General features: G+C 75.7%; 20 protein-coding genes and 1 riboswitch. Of the genes, 11 read left to right on the forward strand and 9 right to left on the reverse strand.

The window, feature by feature from the left end:
• Positions 1–276: 276 nt before the first annotated feature.
• Both XF36_RS17695 and XF36_RS17700 read left to right on the forward strand, forming a co-directional pair.
• The gene (locus XF36_RS17695) at positions 277–3,477 is read left to right on the forward strand and encodes an arabinosyltransferase domain-containing protein (protein WP_064485636.1); all 3,201 of its coding nucleotides are present in this window, start codon (positions 277–279) and stop codon (positions 3,475–3,477) included.
• Positions 3,478–3,742: 265 nt separating this feature from the next.
• Positions 3,743–4,231 carry a beta-class carbonic anhydrase gene (locus tag XF36_RS17700; protein ID WP_060712833.1) on the forward strand — a complete coding sequence of 163 codons (489 nt, stop codon included), beginning with the start codon at positions 3,743–3,745 and terminating at the stop codon, positions 4,229–4,231.
• Between the two features lie 54 nt (positions 4,232–4,285).
• On the opposite strand, the gene XF36_RS32540 is transcribed toward XF36_RS17700, so the two are convergent.
• A complete protein-coding gene (locus XF36_RS32540; RefSeq protein ID WP_060712834.1) occupies positions 4,286–5,050 on the reverse strand; it encodes a helix-turn-helix domain-containing protein in 765 nt (254 codons plus the stop codon).
• A gap of 86 nt (positions 5,051–5,136) precedes the next feature.
• On the opposite strand from XF36_RS32540, the gene XF36_RS17710 reads away from it, so the two are divergent.
• Positions 5,137–6,057, forward strand: a complete 921-nt coding sequence (locus XF36_RS17710) for a TIGR03564 family F420-dependent LLM class oxidoreductase (RefSeq protein ID WP_060712835.1) — start codon at positions 5,137–5,139, stop codon at positions 6,055–6,057.
• A 185-nt stretch (positions 6,058–6,242) separates the two neighbouring features.
• Here the strand turns inward: XF36_RS17710 and XF36_RS17715 are convergent, their stop codons facing one another.
• From XF36_RS17715 to XF36_RS35705, 8 genes are all read right to left on the reverse strand, one after another.
• On the reverse strand, positions 6,243–6,446 hold the full coding sequence (locus XF36_RS17715) for a hypothetical protein (RefSeq protein ID WP_020622181.1): 204 nt from the start codon (positions 6,444–6,446) through the stop codon (positions 6,243–6,245).
• Positions 6,447–6,577: 131 nt separating this feature from the next.
• Positions 6,578–8,203, reverse strand: coding sequence for a dipeptide ABC transporter ATP-binding protein (locus XF36_RS17720; protein ID WP_060714787.1), 1,626 nt, complete (start codon positions 8,201–8,203; stop codon positions 6,578–6,580).
• Positions 8,200–9,102 (reverse strand): ABC transporter permease, encoded by a 903-nt coding sequence (locus XF36_RS17725; RefSeq protein ID WP_060712836.1) that lies wholly within the window; start codon positions 9,100–9,102, stop codon positions 8,200–8,202. Before XF36_RS17725 ends, XF36_RS17720 begins: the two co-directional genes overlap by 4 nt.
• A complete protein-coding gene (locus tag XF36_RS17730; RefSeq protein ID WP_060712837.1) occupies positions 9,099–10,049 on the reverse strand; it encodes an ABC transporter permease in 951 nt (316 codons plus the stop codon). The genes XF36_RS17725 and XF36_RS17730 overlap by 4 nt, the downstream gene beginning before the upstream one ends.
• Positions 10,046–11,677, reverse strand: a complete 1,632-nt coding sequence (locus tag XF36_RS17735; protein ID WP_238588941.1) for an ABC transporter substrate-binding protein — start codon at positions 11,675–11,677, stop codon at positions 10,046–10,048. Before XF36_RS17735 ends, XF36_RS17730 begins: the two co-directional genes overlap by 4 nt.
• Positions 11,674–13,050 carry an NtaA/DmoA family FMN-dependent monooxygenase gene (locus XF36_RS17740; RefSeq protein ID WP_060712838.1) on the reverse strand — a complete coding sequence of 459 codons (1,377 nt, stop codon included), beginning with the start codon at positions 13,048–13,050 and terminating at the stop codon, positions 11,674–11,676. Before XF36_RS17740 ends, XF36_RS17735 begins: the two co-directional genes overlap by 4 nt.
• Complete coding sequence (locus tag XF36_RS17745) at positions 13,047–14,300, reverse strand: LLM class flavin-dependent oxidoreductase (protein WP_060712839.1); 1,254 nt, start codon at positions 14,298–14,300, stop codon at positions 13,047–13,049. Before XF36_RS17745 ends, XF36_RS17740 begins: the two co-directional genes overlap by 4 nt.
• A 117-nt stretch (positions 14,301–14,417) precedes the next feature.
• The gene (locus XF36_RS35705) at positions 14,418–14,528 is read right to left on the reverse strand and encodes a putative leader peptide (RefSeq protein ID WP_414706250.1); all 111 of its coding nucleotides are present in this window, start codon (positions 14,526–14,528) and stop codon (positions 14,418–14,420) included.
• Positions 14,522–14,616: riboswitch (SAM riboswitch) on the reverse strand. It overlaps the preceding gene by 7 nt.
• Before the next feature lie 581 nt (positions 14,617–15,197).
• On the opposite strand from XF36_RS35705, the gene XF36_RS17750 reads away from it, so the two are divergent.
• The 8 genes from XF36_RS17750 (at position 15,198) to XF36_RS34285 (ending at position 22,504) form a co-directional block, all read left to right on the forward strand.
• On the forward strand, positions 15,198–16,292 hold the full coding sequence (locus XF36_RS17750) for an ABC transporter substrate-binding protein (RefSeq protein WP_060712840.1): 1,095 nt from the start codon (positions 15,198–15,200) through the stop codon (positions 16,290–16,292).
• A gap of 28 nt (positions 16,293–16,320) precedes the next feature.
• Complete coding sequence (locus XF36_RS17755; protein WP_060712841.1) at positions 16,321–17,121, forward strand: ABC transporter ATP-binding protein; 801 nt, start codon at positions 16,321–16,323, stop codon at positions 17,119–17,121.
• Positions 17,122–17,131: 10 nt separating this feature from the next.
• The gene (locus XF36_RS17760; RefSeq protein WP_238588942.1) at positions 17,132–18,007 is read left to right on the forward strand and encodes an ABC transporter permease; all 876 of its coding nucleotides are present in this window, start codon (positions 17,132–17,134) and stop codon (positions 18,005–18,007) included.
• 178 nt (positions 18,008–18,185) lie between these two features.
• Positions 18,186–18,263: a putative leader peptide gene (locus tag XF36_RS35710; RefSeq protein ID WP_369804876.1), complete on the forward strand. Its 78-nt coding sequence runs from the start codon at positions 18,186–18,188 to the stop codon at positions 18,261–18,263.
• 485 nt (positions 18,264–18,748) lie between these two features.
• Positions 18,749–19,594 carry an ABC transporter permease gene (locus XF36_RS17765; RefSeq protein WP_082375491.1) on the forward strand — a complete coding sequence of 282 codons (846 nt, stop codon included), beginning with the start codon at positions 18,749–18,751 and terminating at the stop codon, positions 19,592–19,594.
• Between the two features lie 17 nt (positions 19,595–19,611).
• Positions 19,612–20,310, forward strand: coding sequence for an ABC transporter ATP-binding protein (locus XF36_RS17770; RefSeq protein ID WP_238588943.1), 699 nt, complete (start codon positions 19,612–19,614; stop codon positions 20,308–20,310).
• A complete protein-coding gene (locus XF36_RS17775; RefSeq protein WP_060712844.1) occupies positions 20,307–21,422 on the forward strand; it encodes an LLM class flavin-dependent oxidoreductase in 1,116 nt (371 codons plus the stop codon). The genes XF36_RS17770 and XF36_RS17775 overlap by 4 nt, the downstream gene beginning before the upstream one ends.
• Complete coding sequence (locus XF36_RS34285; RefSeq protein WP_060712845.1) at positions 21,419–22,504, forward strand: Rrf2 family transcriptional regulator; 1,086 nt, start codon at positions 21,419–21,421, stop codon at positions 22,502–22,504. Before XF36_RS17775 ends, XF36_RS34285 begins: the two co-directional genes overlap by 4 nt.
• Positions 22,505–22,534 lie beyond the last annotated feature (30 nt).

The raw sequence follows: 22,534 nt of genomic DNA on the forward strand, positions 1-22,534 counted from the left end.
ACGGCGGGCCCGGGGTGCGAACCCCGGGCCCGCCGTCGTACGAACACCCCGCTGTGACGACGGATGTGGCGCATCGAGATCGAACCGGGACCCGGTGAGCGCACCCTGCGCGTGCGCGCGGCCGAGCGGACCGGCACGGTGCAGACGGAACGGGAACAGGGCTCGATCCCCGACGGCGTGACCGCCTGCACGCGGTGCCGGTCGCCGCCGTCGGACGGACGGCCCGGTCCCGCGCCGCGCTCCCCCCCCCCCCCCGCCGAGTCGATCCGGAAGTCGATGCACCCCTCAGACCGCTCCGCCCCGTCGCCCGTCTCCCGCCGCCTGGTCGTCGCGACCCTGGTCGCCGGACTGCTGGCGGGGTTGTTCGCGGTGCTGGTGCCGTTCGCCCCCGTCGACACCCGCACGACGACCGTGTCCTGGCCGCGGGCGGGCGAGCGGCCCACGTCCACGACGGCGGCGTTCCAGCCCGCCGCGCCGGAGGCGGTGCGCGTCGAGGTGCCCTGCCGGGTGCTGCGCGCCGCGCAGGCCCGCTCCGCCGGCACCGGGGTATCGACGACCGTCGTGGGCTCGGAGCGGCCCGGTGCCCCGGGGATCGGGTTCGCCGTGCTCACCGCGGCGGGCGGGGAGCTGCGGGTCCAGGTCGGCGGCCGCGAGCTGCTGCGCGCGCCCGTCCCGTCCGGCGACGCCTGCGGGCTGGTCCTCGACACCGACGAGGCCGGGTCCCGGGTCACCCTCGGCGACGGCGCCCCGCGCGCCTTCCCCGGCGACGTCGTGCGCGCCGTGGCCGCGTTCGGCACCCAGCTCTCCCCCGCCGACGCCGACGGGCTGCGGGTCACCGCGCGGACCGCGGACTGGTTCGCCGCCGCGTCGTCGCCGGCCAAGACGGCGCTGCTCGGGCTGCAGTGGCTCGCCGCCGCCGTCGCCGCCGTGCTGCTGGCACGTCTGGCCGGTGACCGGTTCCGGCGCCGCCGCGGGACGGCCCGGGTCCGACGGGCCCGGCTGGCCGCGGTGGGCACCCCGGCCGGGATCGGGCGGGCCGCCACGGACGTGCTCGTCGTCGCCACGCTGGCGGGGTGGACGGTGCTCGGGCCGCTGTCGACCGACGACGGCTTCACCGAGGCCATCGCGCGCAACGCGACCAGCACGGCGAACGGCGACTTCGGCAACGTCTACCGCTGGGGCAACGCCTCGGAGGCGCCGTACACGCTGGTGATCCGGCTGGTCCGGGCGCTCGCCGAGACCGGTGTGGGGCCGTTGGTGCTGCGTGTGCCGTCGGTGCTCGCCGGGATCGCGGTGTGGCTGCTGCTGTCGCGGGTCGCGCTGCCCGCGGTGCTGGCCCGCCACCACCGACGGGCCTGGGTGCGGGGCACGCTCGGCGTCGCGCTGCTGGCATGGTGGCTGCCGCTGAACCTCGGGGTCCGCCCGGAGCCGTTCGCGGCGCTCGCGACGACCGCGGCGCTCTGCTGTGCGCTGCGCGCCGCCGCCCGGCCAGGGCTCCGCGGCGGGACGTGGACCGCGGTCGCGGCGCTGACCGCGGGGCTGGCGCTGGCGGTGACGCCGTCGGCGGTGACCGTCGCCGGTCCGCTGGTGCTGCTGCTGCCCGCGCTGTGGCGGCGGGTCACCCGCCACGGCGGCGGGGGGCTCGCCGTCGGGGTCGCGGCGACCGTCGCCGCGGCCGGGATCGCCGCGGCGGGGCTCACGCCGGTGTTCACCGGGCAGAGTCTGTACACAATCGCGCGGGCCACACAGATGCACCAGTTCTACGGTCCGGCCACACCGTGGTTCCAGGAGCTGCGCCGATGGGACTACCTGCTCGGATTCGGCACCGAGCAGGGCGGCCTCGGCCGCCGGGTGCCGGTGCTGCTCGCCCTCGCCCTGCTGTTCGCGGCGATGCCGCTGGTCGCCCGCGGCGCGCACCGGTGGGGTCCCGGTCTGCGGTGGACACCGGTGCCCCTGGTCGGGCTCGCACTCGGGTTCGTGCTGCTCACCCCGGCGCCGTCGAAGTGGACCCACTACTTCGGGACGCTCGCCGGGGTCGGGGCGCTCGCCGCCGCGGCCGGGGTGGTGCTGGTGGTGACCGCGGCCCGGCGGCCCGGCGACCCGACCGTGCGCGGCGCGGCCGCCGCCGGGACCGTGGCGGCGGCCGTACTCGCCGCGCTGGCCTTCAGCGGGCGCAACGAGTGGTTCCTGTGGTCCGGCTGGGGTGTGCCGCGCGCCGACGGCCCGTTCACGCCGCTGGACTCGCCGCTGGTGTGGGCGCTGGTGGCACTGGCGGTGCTGGTCGTGTCGGCCGCCGCGGTCCACCGGGCGGGCCGGCGAGCAGGTCTGCTGGCAGGTCGACGGGCGGATCACGGACGGCACCGGACCGGGCGGGACTGCGTGGCCCGGGCCGCGGCGGCGCTGCCCGCCGGGGTGGTCGTGGTGGCCCTGCTCACCGGGGTGTCGGTGGTGGTGGCGTCGTTCGTCGTCGCCCCGGTGCGCCAGGGCGGGGGCTACAGCGTCGGCGGACAGCTGTGGAGCGAGCTGACCGGCCGCGACACCTGCGGGATCCTCGACCACGTCACGGTCGGGGTCGACGGGGGCGCGCTACCCGCCGCGGGCGGCGCCGACACACTCACCGGGTTCACCGAGGGCCGTGGCTGGCTGGACGCCCTGCCGCGCGGCGGGCTCGCCTGGGGCAGCATCGACGGCGGCCCGGGCGCCACCGGTGAGCTCCGGAGCCGCTGGTTCGCCGTCACACCGGGGCCACCGGACCGGGTGCTGTCGGTCGACGTCGCCGGGCGGACCGGGCAGGGCAACACCCTGGAGCTGGAGTACGCCCGCGCCGGTTCGCCGGGCCCGGACGGCCGGGTGTCGTTGGACGACACCGCGACCGGCGCCCGCGGCACCTACCCCACCGAGCGGGTGCAGGAGGCCCTGCCGCTGGACCGGTCGGGCTGGCGCACCGTGCGGGTGCCCGTCTCCGCGTTCCCGGCGGACGTCGACCGGGTGCGGGTGCACGCCGTCGACACCACCGTCGGGCCGGGCGGCTGGGTGGCCGCCGCCGCCCCACGGGTGGTCACCTCGGCGCCGGTGGTGCCGATGCTGCGCGAAGCCGACGGGCCGGTCTACGTGGACTGGTCGATCCTCTGGGCGGCGCCCTGTCTGCGCGACCTGCCCGCCGTCCGGGCCGGTCTGGTGCAGACCCCGCGCTACCTGGTCCTGGGTCCGTCGTCGCTGGGGTTCGCCGTGGACGTGTCCTTCGCCGACGTCGCCGGGGGCAGCTTCGCGGCGATGCGCCGCACCACCACCGAGCAGGTCGTCGCGACCCGGATCGACTCCGCCGACGTCCCGGGCCAGGTCGACTGGGGTGCGGTCGTCCGGGTCGACACCGACCTCGCCGTCGACGCCTACGACGTCAGCTCGGTCCCGGTGCGCCGTTGGGGCTGGGAGGGCGACCGGAGTCCGATCGGGTACCCCGCCCTCCCGGCGCCCTGACGCCCCGTGGGTCGGGGATGTGTCCGGACACATCGCGCCGTGGGTCCATCCGGTGGACGGCTCCTTGCTCCGGACCGGGTATCGCGATCGAATCATGCGGTGATGCGCACCCTGCTCGAGCCGTTCTGGCCCGGTCGGCGCATCGTCGCGTTCGACGAGCTGTGTCGGTGGGCCGCGTAGCGACCCCCGGGTCGCCGCGTGGCCGCCCCGTGCATCGCGCGCGGGTACGACGCCCGCGTCACCGACCACCACTCCGGAGGACCCCGTGTCCGTCACCGACGAACTGCTCGAGAACAACGCCCGCTACGCCGAGAGCTTCTCCGGCCCGCTCCCGCTGCCGCCGGCACGCAAGATCGCCGTCGTCGCCTGCATGGACGCCCGGCTCGACGTCTACCGCATCCTCGGCCTGGCCGATGGCGACGCCCACGTCATCCGCAATGCGGGCGGCGTCGTCACCGACGACGAGATCCGCTCCCTGACGATCAGCCAGCGGCTGCTGGGGACCGAGGAGATCATCCTCATCCACCACACCGACTGCGGGATGCTGACCTTCACCGACGACGCGTTCAAGGCCTCGATCCGCGACGAGACCGGCATCAAGCCGCAGTGGGCCGCCGAAGCGTTCGACGACCTCGACGAGGACGTCCGCCAGTCGCTCGCCCGGATCCGGACCAACCCGTTCATCCCGCACACCGACGCCGTCCGCGGCTTCGTGTTCGACGTCGCGACCGGGCGGCTGAACGAGGTGAAGTAGGCCCGCCGCACCGCCCGTGCGGTCGTCGGCGGACCGCCACCGGGGCCGCGGGGGTCAGGACGGCAGCAGCACCAGCACCGCCGCCCCCGGTGCGCCGGCCTCGCCCAGCAGGTAGGCCGTGCGCTCGACACCGCCCAGGCGTACCCGGGGCCGCCCGAACGCGCCGACCCCGCGGCACTCCCACAGCGGGGCCCGCTCCGGGGCCTCGGCGTGCAGGACGTCGCGGACCCCTCGGGTGCCCGGGGCGGCCGGGTCGAGGTCGGAGGCCATCCGGAACCTGCGGTGCAGTGCGGTGAGCAGCTCGTCGGGGTCGGGGCCGATCCGGGCACGGGCCGCGGGGTCGGCGGACAGCTGCCACAGCACGTGCCGGCGTCCCGGGTCCCCGTCGGCCGGGCGGCCGATCGCGGCCTCCCAGGCGTCGTTCACCGCGACGACGCCCAGCTGGGCGTCCAGCAGCGCCGCCGGGTCACCGGGCCAGCTCGCGAGCACCGGCAGCAGCTCCTCGGGCGCCGTCGCCGCCGGGGCCGCGCCGTCGCGGGACAGCCGGACCAGGTGTGCGACCCCGGGGGCGTCGATGCCGAGCACCCCGCCGACGGCGGCGAGCACCTCGTCCGAGGCGGTCACCCGGCCCTGTTCGAGCCACGTGTACCAGGTGAGGCCGACCCCCGCGAGTGCCGCGACCTCCTCGCGGCGCAGCCCCGGCGTGCGACGCCGGCCGCGGTCGGGCAGACCGACCGCGGCCGGCGCGACGCGCTCACGGTAGGAGCGCAGGCAGGCGCCGAGCTCCCGGCGGCGGTCGGTCGTCGTCGTGGGCCGCACACGCGCCGGCGCCGATCCTGTCACCACGGGTACCCCCATCGGTTCGCTCCTGGTCCGGGCCCGGCCGCCGGCGGACGGTGGTGCCCATGATCGGTATCGGTGTCAACCTCGCGGCCGGGCTCGACGATCCCCCACCCGCGAACCTGGTCGAGGAGATCGTGGCGCGGGCGCGGGCGGTGGCCTCCGCCGGGCTGCGCACGGTGTGGCTGCCCCAGGGGTACGGGGCCGACACGCTCACCCTGTACGCCGGCGTCGCCCGCGAGGTCCCCGACGTCGAGCTGGGCGCGTCGGTCGTCGTGGTGCAGCCGCGGCACCCGAGGGTGCTGGCCGCGCAGGCGCTGACCGTGCAGGCGGCGTCCGGTGGGCGGCTCACCCTCGGTCTCGGGGTGAGCCACCCGGGGCTGCTGGAGGTGTACGGCATGCCGTTCACGCGGCCGGTGGCCGCGCTGACCGACCACCTCGACGTGCTCGCCCCGCTGCTGCGCGGCGAACGGGTCCCCGGCTCGTCCGGTCCCGGGTCGGACCCGGCGGACACGGCGGTGCCCGGCGCCACGCCCGAGGTCCCGCTGCTGCTCGGTGCGCTGGGCCCGCGGATGCTGCGGCTGGCGGGTGAGCGGACCACGGGCACCATGACCTTCCTCACCGGGCCGCGGACGATCTCCGAGCACGTCCGGCCGCTGCTCGACGCGGCGGCCGCCGGACGGCCGTCGCCGCGGGTGGTCGTCGGGGTGCCGGTGTCGGCGACGGCCGCGCCGGACCGGGTGCGGGCAGCGGCCGCGGTCGACTACGCGGACTACGCCCGGCTGCCGTCCTACGCCGGGGTGCTGGAACGGGAGGGGCTGAGCTCCCCGGGCGGGCTCGTCGTCGCCGGGGACGAGGACACGATCGCGGCCGGGATCGCCCGCTACGCCGACGCCGGCGCCACCGACCTGCTGGTCAGCCCGCTGGGCGACGCCGCCGAGCGGGCCCGCACCGTGGCCGTCCTCGGCCGGATCGCGAGGTCCTGAGCAGTACCGCGCCCGGGCGGTGGCCGTACGCCGGCCGCCCGGTGGCGCCGTGGCGCGCTCCCCCGCCCGCCGAGATGCAGCCCAGCGGGCGCACGGGGTCACTCCGCGCCCCTTGAGCTGCATCTCGGCGTCGTCCCCGGGTCCGCCGGGACGCGACGGGCGTGCCGCGTCCCGGCGGGCGGGGATCAGGCGACGCGCGGTCGGCGACGCAGCGCCGTGCGGGCCGCCGCGAGCTGCTGGGCCACCTCGGCGGTGATCAGCTCGGCGTGCAGGGCGTCGTTGACGGGGTCGCCGCCGCCACGCAGCGCGCGGTGGCGCCGCACGAGGGCGTCGAGCCCGTCGAGCAGCTGGGTACCCGGATCGGTGGTGGGCAGGGTCGGAACGCTCATGGGATGTCTCCTGGTGACGTGGCTGTCGGGGTCGATCGGTCGGGTCGATCGGCCGCGACGACACAGCGTCGAGGAGATCCGCACGTAGTCGATGTGACGCCGCCGGGACAGGACGGTTTCGATGTACCAGCTCACGACGCCGCGGCTTTCCTACCGGCGATCGCGGCGAGCAGCTCTGCGGTGTACTCGTCCTGCGGGTCGTCGAACAGCTCCGCGGTGGGCCGCAGCTCGCGGAGCCGTCCGTCGCGCAGGACGCCGGTACGGTGCGCGACCCGCCGCACCACGGCGAGGTCGTGCGAGATGAACAGGTAGGACAGGCCGTCGCGCTGCTGCAGCTCGGCGAGCAGCTCGAGCACCTGGGCCTGCACCGAGACGTCCAGCGCGGACACCGGCTCGTCGGCGACGACGAGGTCCGGCGAGAGCGCGAGCGCGCGGGCGATCGCGACCCGCTGGCGCTGTCCCCCGGACAGCTCCTCGGGCCGCCGATCGAGCACCCCGGCCGGCAGCGCGACCCGGTCGACGAGCTCCGCGGCCCGGTCGGCCTGCTCGGCGGCCGACCCGACGGAGAACGCCCGCAGCGGCTCGGTGACGATCTCGCGGACGGCGAACCGGGGGTCCAGCGAGGCGTAGGGGTTCTGGTAGATCAGCTGGGCGCGGCGGCGCAGCTGACGCCACGCCTCGCCGCGGACACGGGTGACGTCCTCGCCGTCGAGGAGCACCTGCCCGGAGGTGGGGTCCTCCAGGCGTAGCAGCAACCGCGCCGTCGTCGACTTGCCCGAGCCGGACTCCCCGACCAGCGCGACGGTCTCGCCGCGGGCGATCGTGAACGACACCCCGTCCACGGCGCGGTGGGTGCGCCGCGTCCAGGACCCGCGCGCCCGCGGCAGCGGGAACTCCTTGACCAGGTCGCGGACCTCCGCGACCGGGGTCCCCGCCGTGTCGACGGGCGGCAGCACCGGCGGGGCGGTGATCGCGAGACCGGGGGCCGCGGCGAGCAGCTCCCGGGTGTAGGGGTCCTGCGCCCCGGCGAGCAGCTCGGCCGGGGTGCCCTGCTCGACGACCCGACCATGCCGCATCACGACGATCCGGTCGGCCCGGTCGGTGGCGACGGCGAGGTCGTGGGTGATCAGCAGCAGCGCGGTGCCCCGCTCGCGGCGCAGCGCGTCGAGGTGGTCGAGGATCCGGCGGGCGACGGTCGCGTCCAACGCGCTGGTCGGCTCGTCGGCGACGACCAGCGAGGGTCCGGCGGCGAGGGCGATCGCGATGAGCACCCGCTGGCGCATCCCGCCGGACAGCTGGTGGGGGAACTGCCGGGCGCGGGTCCCCGGATCGTCGAGACCGGCCGCGGCCAGCAGCTCGACGGCGCGGGCCGCGGCCGTGCGGCGGTCGGCGAGCCCGTGGGCGCGCAGGCCCTCGGCGACCTGCACACCGACCTTCTGCACGGGGTTCAGCGCGACACCCGGGTCCTGCGGGATGAACCCGATCCGGGCTCCGCGCACCGACCGGTAGGCGCGCTCGGACAGCCCGGTGAGGACGGCGCCGTCGAGTGCGACCGTGCCCGCGGTGACCGACCCTGCGGCGGGCAGCAGCCCGAGCACCGCGGACGCCAGGGTGGTCTTGCCCGACCCGGACTCCCCGACGACGGCGACGACCTCCCCGGGCGCGACGGTCAGGTCGACGCCGCGCACGGCGTGCACCGTCCCGCCACCGGCGGCGTAGGCGACCTCCAGGCCCGTCACCTCCAGCAGGGCGCTCATGCCGCCCGCCTCCACTCGCCGTCCAGGGCCCGGGCGATCCGGTTGACCGACAGCACGGTCGCGGCGATGACGAGGCCCGGCATCGCGCACACCCACCAGGCGACGGCCAGGTAGTTCCGGCCGTCGGCGACCAGCGAGCCCCACTCCGAGGCCGGTGGCGGGGCGCCGTAGCCGAGGAAGCTCAGCGCGGACACCGCGAGGATCGCCAGCCCGAACTCCAGCACCGCGAGCACGGCGACCGGTCCGGCCGCGTTGGGCAGGACGTGACGCCACAGCGAGACGTACCAGCGGGTGCCGACGGCGCGGGCGGCCTCGACGTAGAGGGCGCGGCGCACCCGCAGGGTCTCGGCACGCATCACCCGGGCGAAGCTCCCGACGCTCGCCACGCCGACCGCGATCGCCACCTTCACCGTGCCGAAGCCGAGCGCGGTGATGAGCGCGAGCGACAGCAGGATCGCCGGGATGGCGAGCAGCACGTCGACGCCGCGCATGAGGACCTCGTCGACCCAGCCACCGGCGAACCCGGCGACCAGCCCGATCAGCCCGCCCGCGACGAGCGCGACGGCGACCGCGATCACCGTGGCCTGCAGCGACAGCGAGGCGCCGTGCACGACGCGGGTCCACACGTCGCGGCCGAGGTGGTCGGTGCCGAACCAGTGGCCCGGTCCGGGCGGGGACAGCCGGCGTGCGGTGTCGCCGACGGCGGGGTCGCCGGGGGCGAGCAGCGACGGCACGAAGGCCGCGGTCAGCACCAGCAGCACGATCGCCGCGGCGAGCACGAGCCCGGGCCGGGCCCGCAGGAGGCGGCCGAGCCGGGCCGCCGGGCGGCGCGGGGCCGGAACCGGCTCCGTGCCGGGCGCGGGGGCCGGGGTGGCCAGGTCGCGGTCGAGCAGGGTCATCGGGAGTTCCCGGAGGCGACGGCGACCCGCGGGTCGAGCAGCGGGTAGGCCAGGTCGACGAGCAGGTTGACCACGACGAACGCGAGTGCCGCGAACAACACGATGCCCTGCACCACGGGGATGTCCTGCGCCCCGACCGAGGCGACGGTGAGCCGGCCCAGGCCGGGTCGGGTGAACACTGTCTCGACGACGACGGACCCGGCGAGCACGTTGCCGACGACGTAGCCGAGGACGGTGAGGGCGGGGATCGCGGCGTTGCCCAGCGCGTGGCGCAGGTGCACCGCGGCCTCGCCGACGCCCTTGGCGCGGGCGGTGGTGACGTAGGGCGAGTCCAGTGCCTGGGTGAGGCTCTTGGCCAGCACCTGGGCGACGAGCGCGCCGGTCGGGAGCCCGAGGGTGACCGCGGGCAGCACCAGCGACTCCGGACCGCGGTCGCCGACCGACGGCAGCCAGCCGAGGGAGAACGAGAACAGCTGCACCAGCATCAGCCCGACCCAGAACACCGGCAGCGACACCGCCAGCGACGGCAGCGACGCCAGCACCTGCCGCAGCCACGGCGACCGGACCCAGGTCGCTGCGACGGCGACCGCGGTGCCCGCGACGACCGCCACGACCAGCCCGGCCGCGGCGATCTGCAGGGTCGGCGGGAGCGCCTCGGCGACGGCGGTCCGCACGTCCTGCCCGCTGACGAAGGAGGTCCCGAGGTCACCGTGCAGCGCGGCCCACAGCTTGGTCACGTACTGCACCGGCAGCGGCTGGTCCAGGCCGTAGCGGGCACGCAGGGCGGCGAGCTCGGCCGGGGAGACCGGCTCGCCGTCCGACGCCGACGCCATGGTCGCGACCGGGTCACCCGGCAGCAGATACAGCACGACGAAGCTGACCGTCCACGCCGCCCACAGCACGACGGCGGCGAGCCCGAGGCGGCGCAGCAGGTAGGGAAGGGTCATCGCGCGTCGGACTTCCAGGCGCCGTGGAGCTGGATGCGCGAGGACGCGTCGAACGCGACCCCGTGCGCGTCCGGGCCGACGCCGAGCACGGTGGTGAGCTCGACGACGGGCGCGGTGTCGAACCGCTGCGCGAGCAGCGCCTGCGCCTGCCCGACGAGTGCCGCGCGCCGCGCGGGGTCCACCGTCGCGGCCTGGGCCAGCAACGGCGCCTGCAGCGGCCCGTCGGGCAGCCGGTACCGGTTGACTCCGTCGGTGCCGTAGGTCGACCGCAGGATGTCCGGGTCGGCCCGGGTCAGGTTGCCCCACGCGGCGACGAAGTCACCGCCGTCGAGGACGGCCTGGGTCTCGGCGATCTGGACCTCGCGCAGCTGCAGGTCGATCCCGATCCGGCGCAGCTGCTGCTGGATCAGCTCCAGCGCGGGCTTGGTCGTGCCGATGTTCTGCGCGAAGGTCAGCGGCACGGTCAGCCGCTGCCCGCCCTTGGCACGGATGCCGTCCGGACCGGGCACCCAGCCGGCGCGGTCGAGTGCAGCGGTCGCGGCGGCCGGGTCGTAGCCGACGAGCGCGGACTGGTCGGCGTAGGACGGCGTCGTCGACGACAGCGGGCTCGTCGCCGCGCGGGTCTGGCTCGGGTACACCGCGGCGACGACCTCGTTGCGGTCGATGCCCCGGCTCACCGCCTCCCGGACGGCGGCGTCGGCACCGAGCGGCGTGCCCTGGTTGAAGGTGATCCCGAACGGCAGGCCGGGGTTCGGCCGGGCCGGGAGCTGCACGCCCGCGGCGGTGAGCGGGCCCTCGTCCTGCTGGCCGACGCTGGCGATCGCGTCGACCTCGCCGGACTGCACGCTGCCCGCCCGCACCCCGGACTCGGGGACGACGCGGAACTCGGCCCGGTCGAGCCAGGCCTCGCCGGGGTGGGTGAACAGCTGCGAGCCCCAGTCGTAGCCGGCCCGCTTGGCGAGCACGGTGACGTCGTTCGTGGCGTAGCGCTCGAGGGTGAACGGCCCGGAGCCGGCGACGCCCGCGCAGCGCTCGTCGTCGGAGCGGGCGGCGCTGGCCGGGGAGAGCAGGCCGAGGCTGTGGGTGGAGGTGCCCTGCAGGAACTGCACGTTGGGCCGGGAGAACCGGACGGTGAACTCGGTCGGGCTCGCGACGTCGGTGCCGACGTACCCGGCCAGGTAGCCCTTGGGCAGGCTGCCGCGGGCGCCGAGCGAGCCGACCCGGTCGAAGTTGGCCCTGACCGCGGCCGCGTCGACCGGGGCGCCGTCGGAGAAGGTGGCGCCCTGGCGCAGGGTGAAGGTCCAGGCGGTGGCGTCGGCGTTCGACGACCAGCGGGTCGCCAGCCACGGCACGATCCCCCCGGTGGACGGGTCCTGGTCGGTGAGCGAGTCGACGATCTGGCGCAGCGAGTAGATCGAGTCGTTGCTCTGCACCTGCTGCGGGTCGGCGCAACCCTGGTCCGAGGACACCGCGAACACCAGGGTGCCGCCGGGACGGGGCGGCCCGGCATCGTCGCCGGCGTCGCCGGCGCCCGAGCCGCAGGCCGTGAGGACCAGCGTGGTGGTGACGAGCAGCACCGCGCAGCGGCCGGCGGTCACGCCCCGCCGGGACCCGAACCGGCGGCTCACGCCGTCACGGCCGGGGTGTGGCGCTCGCCGAACCGCGACGGGTGCGCGAGACCGAGGTTCTCCCGCAGCGTCGCACCCGGGGTGTAGTCGGTCCGGAACACCCCGCGCTCCTGCAGGATCGGCACCACCCGGTCGACGATCTCGTCGAGGCCGGACGGGCTGACGTGGGAGCCGAGGATGAACCCGTCGGAGGCGTCGTTCTGGACGTAGCGGTCGATCTCGTCGGCCACGTGCTCGGGGGTCCCGACGAACACGGCGCGGTCGAACACGTGCTTGACCGTCTCGCGCAGCGAGTACCCGTGGGCGTCGGCGAGCTCGCGCCAGGCGGCGACCGTGGCGTGCGCGTCCTGGGTCAGCGGGGCCCGGCCCTCGATCCACTTCGGGGCCTCGGGGGTGGGCTCGACGTCGGGCAGCGGTCCGTCCGGGTCGTGGCCGGACAGGTCGCGGTTCCAGACCATCTCGGCCAGCACGATCGAGGTCCACGGGTCGACCTGCTGGTCGTGGATGTGCTCGTGACGCTCGCGGGCCTCGGTGTCTGTGTCGCCGAGCACGACGCCGGCGCTGGGCAGGATCCGCACCTCGTCGGGGTCGCGGCCGGCCTTGCGGACCCGGGCCTTGACGTCGTCGTAGAAGGCGCGGGCCTCGTCGAACTTCTGGTACCGGGAGAAGATCGCGTCGGCGGACGCGGCGGCGAAGTCGCGACCGGCCGGGGACTCCCCGGCCTGCAGCACGACGGGGTGGCCCTGCGGGCTGCGCGGGGTGGTGAAGCGCCCGGCGATGTCGAACTGGTTGCCCGAGACCGCGAAGTCGCCGACGTGGCCGTCGCGCAGGAAGGTGCCCGACGCGGGGTCGGCGACGACGGCGTCGGAACCCCAGGAGTCCCAGAGCGCCCGGACCGCGGCGAGGGTCTCCCCGGCGCGCTCGTAGCGCTGGTGGTGGCCGAGGTAGGCGCCGCGGCGGAAGTTCTCGCCGGTGGGGGCGTCGGAGCTGGTGACGACGTTCCACGCCGCGCGCCCGCCGGAGAGGATGTCCAGCGTCGCGAACTTGCGGGCCAGCTCGTAGGGCTCGTTGAAGGTGGAGTTGATCGTCCCGGCCAGACCGATGTGCTCGGTGACCGCGGCCAGCGCGGCGAGCACGGTGAAGGTGTCCGGGCGTCCGACGACGTCCTGGTCGAAGATCTCCCCGCCGCGGGTGCGCAGCCGCAGGCCCTCGGCGAGGAAGAGCAGGTCGAGGCGCCCACGCTCGGCGGTGCGCGCCCAGTGCTCGAACGACTCCCAGGCGATGTGGCTGCCCGAGGCCGGGTCGCTCCAGACGGTGTCGTGGTTGACGCCCGGGAAGTAGGCGCCGAGCACGATCTGCTTCCTGTTGCTCATGCGGTCGCTCCGGAGAAGGTCGGGACGACGGCGGACCCGGCCCCGGCGGCGTAGCGGCTGGCGGGTCTGGGCACCCCGAAGCGCTCGCGCAGGATGGTCTCGCCGTAGGCGGTGCGGAACGCGCCGCGGGACTGCAGCTCGGGGACCAGGCCGTCGACGACGGCGTCGAGGTCGGTCGGCAGGACGGCCGGGCGCAGCCGGTAGCCGTCGAGCCCGGCGCGGCGCCAGGACAGCAGGGTGTCGGCGAGCCCGGCGGGGGTGGTGGCGAGGATCGCGGCGTCGGAGGAGAGCGGGTCGAGTGCGTCGAGCCGGGCGAGCCGCTCGCGGGCGGCGCGCTGGGTGTCGGCGAGCACCACGACCACGTCGCCGAGGATGCGCAGCGGCGGTGCGGTGCGGCCCGCCGCGGCCTCGGCGGAGCGGACCTGGACGACGATGCGGGCGGCGTCGTCGGCGTCGTGCGGGGTGGTGGCCACGACGTCGCCGACCCGGGCGGCGAGCAACGCCGGCTCGTAGCCGTGGGCCAGTGACAGGACCAGCGGCTGGCCCTGCGGCGGGCGCGGCACGATCGAGGGGCCGGCGACGCCGAAGTGCTCCCCGGCGAAGTCGACCCGGTGCAGCTTGTCGCGGTCGACGAAGCGCCCGGTGAGCGCGTCGCGGATCTCGGCGTCGTCCTCCCAGGAGTCCCACAGCCGGCGCACGACCTCGACGACGTCGGCGGCCTCCCCGAACAGCTCGGCGACCAGCGCGCGGCCGGCCGCGGTGTCGAGATCGGCGCGACGCAGCCCGGGGACGGTGCGGCGGCCGAAGTGGGCGGCCTCGTCGGCGCGGACCGAGGTCTGCACCCGCCAGCCGGCACGGCCGTGGCTGTCGTGGTCGAGGGTGGCCAGCGCCGACGCGACGTGGAACGGCTCGGTGTGGGTGGTGGTGACGGTCGGGACAAGCCCAATCCGCGACGTCAGCGGGGCGAGGAAGGCGGCGACCAGCGAGGCGTCGAGGCGTCCCTGGACCCGGTCGGTACGTCGCGGTTCCCCGTGGAGGTGGTCCCCGGACTGCAGGCCGAACCCGTCCTCGATCGTGAGCAGGTCGAGCAGCCCGCGCTCGGCGGTGCGGGCGAGGCCGGCCCAGTAGCGCGCGGTGAACAGCTCGCCGGGCCGGGCGCCGGGCTCGCGCCAGGCGGCGGGGTGCCAGCCGGCGCCGTCGAGCGCGACGGCCAGGTGCAGCGGCCGGCCTGAGGTGTCCGTTGTGGACATGAGGGCATCGCTTCCTCGTCGCACGGGGGTGCGACGGAACGGGTGGGACGTCATGGGGGCGGACGCCACCGCCGGCGGGGCGCCGACGGGCGACGCGCAGCGCGGGACGGGGCGGTGTCAGGCCCGACAGGTCGCGCCGGCCACCCGCATCAGGTCGACGTGGCGCCGGTACCGAGGGTGGTGCGCGCCGCGAACCTGCTCCGCGATCGACCGCATGATCTCCTCCATCGAACCCGGCTGGAGCACCCGCACCCGCTGCTGCGGGGGGTTGCTGCGGCGTCGTCGAGCCGGGTCTCTCGGCCGCTCCGGATGGTGTGCACCCCGACTGTAGGGAGCCCGTGCCCGATGGTGTCAACCCGCGGAGCCGGCCCAGTGATGCCCGCCGCACCGAAGCTCCCGACCGGCGGAATCGGGACGCCGAACCGGCCCGACCTGTCCGGACAAGCCGGTCGCTTTCCTGGGGGGTGGACACCAGGTTGTCCGGGGAGGTGACCACGACGCACCCTGGTCGGGTGACGACGAGCCGACGGACGCCCTCGCGCCCCCACCGGTTCGCAGAGGGTGCGACCGAGCCCTCCCCCCACCAGCCGGCCCGAGCCGCACGGCGTGCGGTGCCGGTGCGTCCGACCGGCCTCGAGCCGTTCTGGCCGAGCCGGCGCGCCCCCGCCTACAGCGAGCTCTGTCGCTGACCGAGCCGTACCGGTCCCCGCTCTCCCACGGACGGTAACGCCACACGTCCGGCGTCCGACGCATCCGCCGGAATCGGGACCGCCCGCCGGCACCAGTCCGGCCCGCCACCCGTCCTGCATCCCGGCACGCCGTCCCGGCCGGCCGGACCCGGCGCGCCGCGGTCGTCCCGACCGCCCACCGCCCACCACGGAAGGACCCCGTCCCGCGATGTCCCCGCACGTCCTGCGCCCCGGCTCCCGGGTGCGCACCGCCGCCGTCCTGCTCGCGCTGCTGACCGCGCTCGGACTCATGGCCGGCTGCTCCCGCGCCGCCGAGAGCACCACCGCCGCAGGTGCCACCTCCCCCGCCGCCGAGGTCCGCGTCGGCTACTTCCCGAACATCACCCACGCCCCCGCGCTGGTCGGGGTGAAGCAGGGCCTGTTCGCCAAGGAGCTGGGCAGCACGAAGCTCACCACCCAGACCTTCAACGCCGGCCCGGACCAGGTCAACGCCCTGCTCGGCGGCTCGATCGACGTCGCGTTCATCGGCTCCGGCCCGGCGATCAACGCCTTCACCAAGTCGAACGGCGAGGCCGTGCGCCTGGTCGCCGGCTCCACCTCGGCCGGGGCCCAGCTGGTGACCAGCCCGGACATCACCTCGCCCGAGCAGCTCAAGGGCAAGATCATCGCGACGCCGCAGCTGGGCAACACCCAGGACATCGCCTTCAAGACCTGGCTCAAGGAGAACAACCTCCCGATCGGGGACGGCCCGGACGCGGTGACCGTCCAGAACATCGACAACCCGCAGACCCTCGACCTGTTCAAGCAGGGCAAGCTCGCCGGCGGGTGGCTGCCCGAGCCGTGGAGCTCGCGCCTGGTCGACGCCGGCGCGAAGGTGCTGGTCGACGAGAAGTCCCTGTGGCCGGACGGCAATTTCCCGACCACCGTCGTCATCGCCCGGACCGAGTTCCTGCAGCAGCACCCGCAGACCGTCGAGGCGATCCTGCGCGGCGAGCAGGCCGCCATCTCCTTCATCCGCAGCGACCCGGCGCAGGCCAAGACCGTCTCCAACGCCGCGATCGGCGAGATCACCGGCAAGCCCCTGGCCGCGAACATCCTCGACCGCGCCTTCACCGAGCTGTCCTTCGACACCGACCCGCTCGCCTCGACCTTCCCGCAGCTGGCGAAGGACTCCGTCACCGCCGGCATCGCGCAGAGCGAGGCGAACCTGACCGGTTTCCTCGCCCCGACCGCGATCGACGCGGTCCGCACCGGCTCCGGGGAGGCCGCCGTGGACCCGGCCGGTCTCGCCGCCGCGAACTGACCATCCCGACCGACGAGGGGAACCACCGATGACCGTCGATCTCACCACCCGGCGCCCCCCGGCCCGCGACACGGCCGTGGAGCTGTCGGGGGTCGCCAAGACCTTCGGCACCGGCCCCGGGGCGGTGACCGCGCTCAACGGGATCGACCTGCGGGTCGGCGACGGCGAGTTCGTCTGCGTGCTCGGCGCCTCCGGCTGCGGCAAGTCGACGCTGCTCAACCTGCTCGCCGGGCTCGACGAGCCGACCGCGGGCGAGGTCGCGGTGGGGTCCGCCCGACCGTCGTTCATGTTCCAGGAGGCCGCGCTCATGCCGTGGCTGACCGCGCTGCGCAACGTCGAGCTGCCGCTCAAGCTCGCCGGGCACGGCCGGGTGGCCCGGCGTGAGCGGGCCGAGGAGCTGCTCACCCTGGTCCGCCTGGAGGGCGTGGGCGGGAAGCGGCCGCACGAGCTGTCCGGTGGCATGCGCCAGCGCGTGTCGCTGGCCCGGGCGCTCGCCGCCGCGACCGGACTCGGCGACGAGCCCGGCACCGGCGGGCTGCTGCTGATGGACGAGCCGTTCGCCGCGCTCGACGCGATCACGCGTGACGTGCTGCAGGGCGAGCTCCTGCGGGTCTGGCGGGCCACCGGCACGACGATCGTGTTCGTCACCCACGACGTGCGCGAGGCGGTCCGGCTGGCCGAGCGGGTCGTGCTGCTGTCCTCGCGCCCCGGCACCGTGGTCCGCGAATGGTCGGTGCCCACCGACGGACACGACGCCGAGGCCCAGGCCGAGCTGCACGACGACATCACCGGACGACTGCGGCAGGTGATCACCAGCCATGCCGCGTGAGGACTCCTCGATGACGGTGGTCGACAACGACCGGGACTCCGCCGCCGCGGTCGCCGGGCTCGACGCCCTCGACACCCCGGTCGAGCGCACCACCCCGTGGTGGCAGCGGTTCCTGCGGACCTGGCTGCCACCGCTCGTCGCGCTCGCCCTGATCGTCCTGGTCTGGCAGATCGTCTGGGCGTCGGCGGTCACACCGGAGTACAAGCTGCCCGCACCGGGCGCGGTGGCCGAGGCGTTCGGCGCGACGGTCGCCAGCGGCGAGATCTGGTCGATCCTGTGGACCTCGATCAGCCGGGCCGCGCTCGGCTTCCTGCTCGCCCTGGTGATCGCCACCCCGCTCGGCGTCCTGGTCGCCAAGGTGCCGGTGATCCGGTCCGCGATCGGCCCGCTGCTCACCGGCCTGCAGTCGCTGCCGTCGGTGGCCTGGGTGCCGGCCGCGGTGCTGTGGTTCGGGCTGACCAACACCACGATCTTCTTCGTCGTGCTGCTCGGCTCGGTCCCCTCGATCGCGAACGGCCTGGTGGCGGGGATCGACCAGGTGCCGCCGATCCTGCCGCGGGCCGGCCAGGTGCTGGGCGCGACGGGCTACCAGATGGCCCGCTACGTGCTGCTCCCCGCGGCGCTGCCCGGCTACCTCGCGGGCTGCAAGCAGGGCTGGGCGTTCTCCTGGCGCTCGCTGATGGCCGCGGAGATCATCGCCGCCGGCCCGGCGCTGGGGGTCGGGCTCGGCGCCTACCTGAAGAACGGCGCCGACGTGAACGACATCGTCCAGGTGTTCGCCGCGATCCTGCTGATCCTCATCGTCGGCATCGGGGTGGAGCTGCTGGTCTTCCGCCCCCTGGAGCGACGGGTGCTGCGGGCCCGGGGGCTCGCCCTCACCGTCTGACCCGCCGGTACCCGAGCGGGCCGTCCGTACGCACCCCGTACGGACGGCCCCGCTCGTGACGTGTGCTGCCCGGGTGTCCGGACGGGCGATCAGAACCGTTCCCACCAGCCGAAACGCCGTGACCCCAATCCCAACTCCAGAGGTTGGGTTTCAGACGCGGGGCGGTTACCGTCACCGTATGTCCGTTCCGGTTCCGCTGACCACGCGCGCGCACATCGACCTCGCGCGCGTCGCGTCGGCGCTCTGTCGGTCCTGACACCGGTCCCGCCGCGCCGCACCGCCGACCGCACCGCCCGGCCGACCGCGGCACCCGACGGTGACCGCGACCGCACCACCGGCGAACCACGACCGCGGTGCCGTCCCGGCGCCCGGCCCACCGGGACGGATCCCGCCGGAGTCCACCTCGTTCCGGGGCGGTGGGGCCGGTTCCCCACAGCGCCGCCGCACCGGACCCACCGACGCACCGGACCGCCCGGCAGCACTGATCCCACCGGTCGACGCGAGGGCACCGGCCCGCCGTGCCGCCCGACGCGTCGAGCCACGGCGTGCCGGCACCGCCGGCGCACCACGTGCACCCGACCCGCCCGGCGACGGCCCACCCGCACCACACCGCCACGTCCGTCCGGCACCGACCTCCGCACCGGACCTCCACGTCCGGCATCCGCATCCGGCATCCGCACCGCCCGAGCCGCACCGGCCACCGGGCCGGTCGGGCATGCCCTCCGAGTCCCAGGAGCCCCCATGACGACCACCTCCGAACGGGAACGCACCAGCTCCCCACCCGAGGTCGAGACCCTCCGCACCCGCCACACCCGAGGCCCGGACCGGGTGCCCCGCTGGGTGGTCAAGACCGCCTCCCCGGTCGTGCTCATCGTGCTGTGGCAGGTGCTGTCGAGCACCGGGGTCCTTCCCCGCGACGTCCTCGCCTCGCCCGTGACCGTCGCGGTCACCGCCGCCGAGATGTGGGCCGACGGCGCGCTGCAGAGCGCGGTGGCCGTGTCGAGCGTGCGAGTGCTGTCCGGCATCGCGATCGGCCTCGTCGCCGCCGTGCTGCTCGCCACCCTGTCCGGGCTGTTCCGCCGCGGCGAGGACGTGATCGACGCGCCCGTGCAGATGCTGCGCACGGTGCCCGTCATCGGGCTCATCCCGCTGCTGATCATCTGGTTCGGCATCGGCGAGGAACCCAAGATCGCGCTCATCGCGCTCGCCGTGACCTTCCCGCTCTACATGAACCTGTTCGGCGGGATCCGCAACGTCGACGCGACCCTCGTCGAGGCCGCCCGCACCCTGGGGCTCGGCTGGTTCGGTCAGGTCCGCCACGTGATCCTGCCCTCGGCGATGCCCCAGTTCCTGGTGGGTCTGCGCTACGCGCTGGGCACCGCGTGGCTCGCCCTAGTCTTCGGCGAGACGATCAACGCCACCTCCGGGATCGGCTACGAGATGAACACCGCCCGGGAGTTCTTCCAGACCGACGTGATCGTCGTCTGCCTCGCGCTCTACGCGGTGCTCGGCCTGGTCGGCGACCTCGTCGTGCGCACCCTGGAGAGGGGGCTGCTGTCGTGGCGACCGGCGTTCAGCGGACGGTGAGCACCACCGCACGACCCGTGTCGGTCCGTGGCCTGAGCCGGCACTTCGGTGACCGGGCCGTCCTGACCGACCTCGACCTGGACATCGAGCCCGGACAGTTCGTGGCGCTGCTCGGGGCCTCGGGCTGCGGCAAGTCCACCCTGCTGCGGATCCTGGCCGACCTCGACAACGACGTCAGCGGCGAGGTCACCGTCGCCCGCCGACGGGCCGTCGGATTCCAGGCGCCGCGCCTGCTGCCGTGGAAGAAGGTGTGGCGCAACGTCGTGCTCGGCCTGCCCGGGCGCCCCGACCGCGCCCGCGCCGAGGCCGCTCTGACCGAGGTCGGCCTCGCCCACCGCACCGACGTGTGGCCCAAGGTCCTCTCCGGCGGCGAGGCCCAGCGCGCGGCGCTGGCCCGCGCCCTCGTCCGTGACCCGGACCTGCTGCTGCTCGACGAGCCGTTCTCCGCGCTCGACGCGCTCACCCGGATCACCGCCCGCGGGCTCGTCGACGAGCTGTGGCAGCGCCACCGGTGCGCGGTGCTGCTCGTGACCCACGACGTCGAGGAGGCGCTCGTGCTCGCCGACCGCGTCCTGGTGATGGACGGCGGCCGGATCGCGCACGACGCACCGGTGGACCTCCCCCGCCCCCGCGACGTCACCGACCCCGACTTCCAGCGCCTGCGTGCCGACCTGCTCGGACGCCTCGGCGTGCACCGACCCCAGGAGCGCACATGAGCATCGAGTTCATCGGCATGATCGGGACCCAGGAGGTCTCGGAGATCCTGCCGGCCACCGGCCCGGTCCTCGACCCGGCGCTCGTGCGCCGGTTCGCCGCCGTCCACGAGGAGGCCGGCTTCGACAAGGTCCTCATCGGCCACTCGTCGTCCACCCCGGACGGGCTGCAGGTCGCCGCGTACGCGGCCGCGCACACCGACCGGCTCGGCTTCCTCGTGGCGCACCGGCCCGGCTTCACCGCCCCCACCCTGGCCGCGCGGCAGTACGCGACGCTCGACCACTTCAGCGGCGGTGGCCGGGTCGCGATGCACGTCATCTCCGGGGGCAGCGACACCGACCAGCGTCGCGACGGCGACTGGCTCGGCAAGGACGAGCGCTACGCCCGCACCGACGAGTACCTCGCGGTCGTGCGCCGGGCCTGGACCGAGCGCGAGCCCTTCGACCACGCCGGCGAGCACTACCGGGTCGCCGGAGTCGCCCAGGAGATCCGCCCGCACGGCCCGATCCCGGTGTACTTCGGCGGGTCCTCCGAGGCCGCGTACCGGGTGGGCGGGCGGCACGCCGACGTCTTCGCGCTGTGGGGCGAGCCGCTGGCCGGGACCGCCGAGCAGATCGCCCGGGTGCACGAGGCCGCCCGCGCCGCGGGCCGCTCCGAGGCGCCCCGGATCAGCGTGTCGTTCCGCCCGATCCTCGGCGACACCGAGGAGCAGGCCTGGGCCCGCGCCCACGACGTCCGCGACCGGATCGTCGCCGCCCGCGGCGGGCACGGCTCGTTCACCGGCACCCGGATGCGCGAGCCGGGGGCCCCGGCCAACGTCGGGTCGCAGCGCCTGCTCGCCGCCGCCGAGGCCGGGGAGCTGCACGACCGCTGCCTGTGGACGGCCACCGCGGCGGCCTCCGGCGCGGCCGGGAACTCCACCGCCCTGGTCGGCACCCCGGACACCGTCGCCGCGGCGCTCGCCGACTACGTCGACATCGGCGTCAGCACGCTGCTCATCCGCGGCTACGACCCGATCGACGACGCCCGCCGCTACGGCCGCGAGCTGCTGCCCGCCGTGCGCGCCGAGCTCGCCCGACGCGGCGCGGCCGCCGGGGTGGGGGTCCCCGCGTGAGCGCACCCGCCACCACCGGCACGGTGTGGACCCCTGAGGGGACCTCGCGCGGCACCGTCGCCGTCCTGACCGGCCGGGGCGAGCACCCCGGCCTCTACGCCCGCCTCGGGCGGCGGCTCGCCGTCGACGGGTGGACCCTCGCCGTGCCCGCTCCCGGTGCCGGGGCCGACGAGGTCACCGCCGCACTGGCCGGCGCGACCGGGGCCCGGGTGCTGCTCGGGTCCGACACCGGCGCGCTGCGCGCCTGGGAGCTGGCCGGGGCCGTCCGCCCGGACGGGCTCGTGCTGGCCGGGCTGCCCACGGGCGCCCCGGGCGAGCCGCCCGCGGACCGGGCCCGGGAGCTCGACGCCCGGACCGCCTGCCCGGTGCACCGCGGGCTCCTCGAGTCCGACCCCGACTTCGCTTGGGGCGCGCTCGCGCAGGTCCCGCCCCCGCCGCCCTCCGACCCGCTGCCCGACGCGGCGGTGCTGTGGCTGCACGGCGACGCCGACCCGGTCGCCCCGGTCGCCGGGATCCGGTCGCTGACCCGTCCGGGCGACGACGTGGCCGTCGTCGTCGACGGGGTGCACGACGTGCTGAACGACCAGTTCCACCGGATCGTCGCCGCGCGGCTCGTGCAGTTCCTCGAACGCCTCGCCAAGGGTGCCCGCTTCGCCGAGGAGGCGCCGACCGCCGCGGCGGGGCCCGCCCGGTCGCGCCGCGCCGCGCCACTGAACGTCTCCGCGCGGCTCGACCACGCGATGCGCGCACTCGCCGAGCTCGTCGCCGCCGACGGTGCGACCGTCACCTGCGACGCGATGGCCCGCGCCCGAGGTGTCCCGCTGAACTCCCTGGTCAACGTGATGCTCGCGCTGCGCCGGGCCGGTCTGGTGACCAGTCGTCGCGGCTGCGAGGGCGGCTACCGGCTGGCCCGCCCGGCCGCGGAGATCACCGTCGCCGACGTCGTGCGCGCCACCGAGGGCTCGATCGCCTCGGTCCGCGACACCGGTCCGGCCGCCCCGCTGTGGGCGGACCTGGAGCGCACCGTCGCGGACTTCCTGACCACCCGCACCCTGACCGCCCTGGAGGGCGATACCCGGTGACCACGCACCCGCAGGGGACCGACCCGTTCC

It is taken from the genome of Pseudonocardia sp. HH130629-09, from assembly GCF_001294645.1.
Classification (GTDB): Bacteria; Actinomycetota; Actinomycetes; order Mycobacteriales; family Pseudonocardiaceae; genus Pseudonocardia.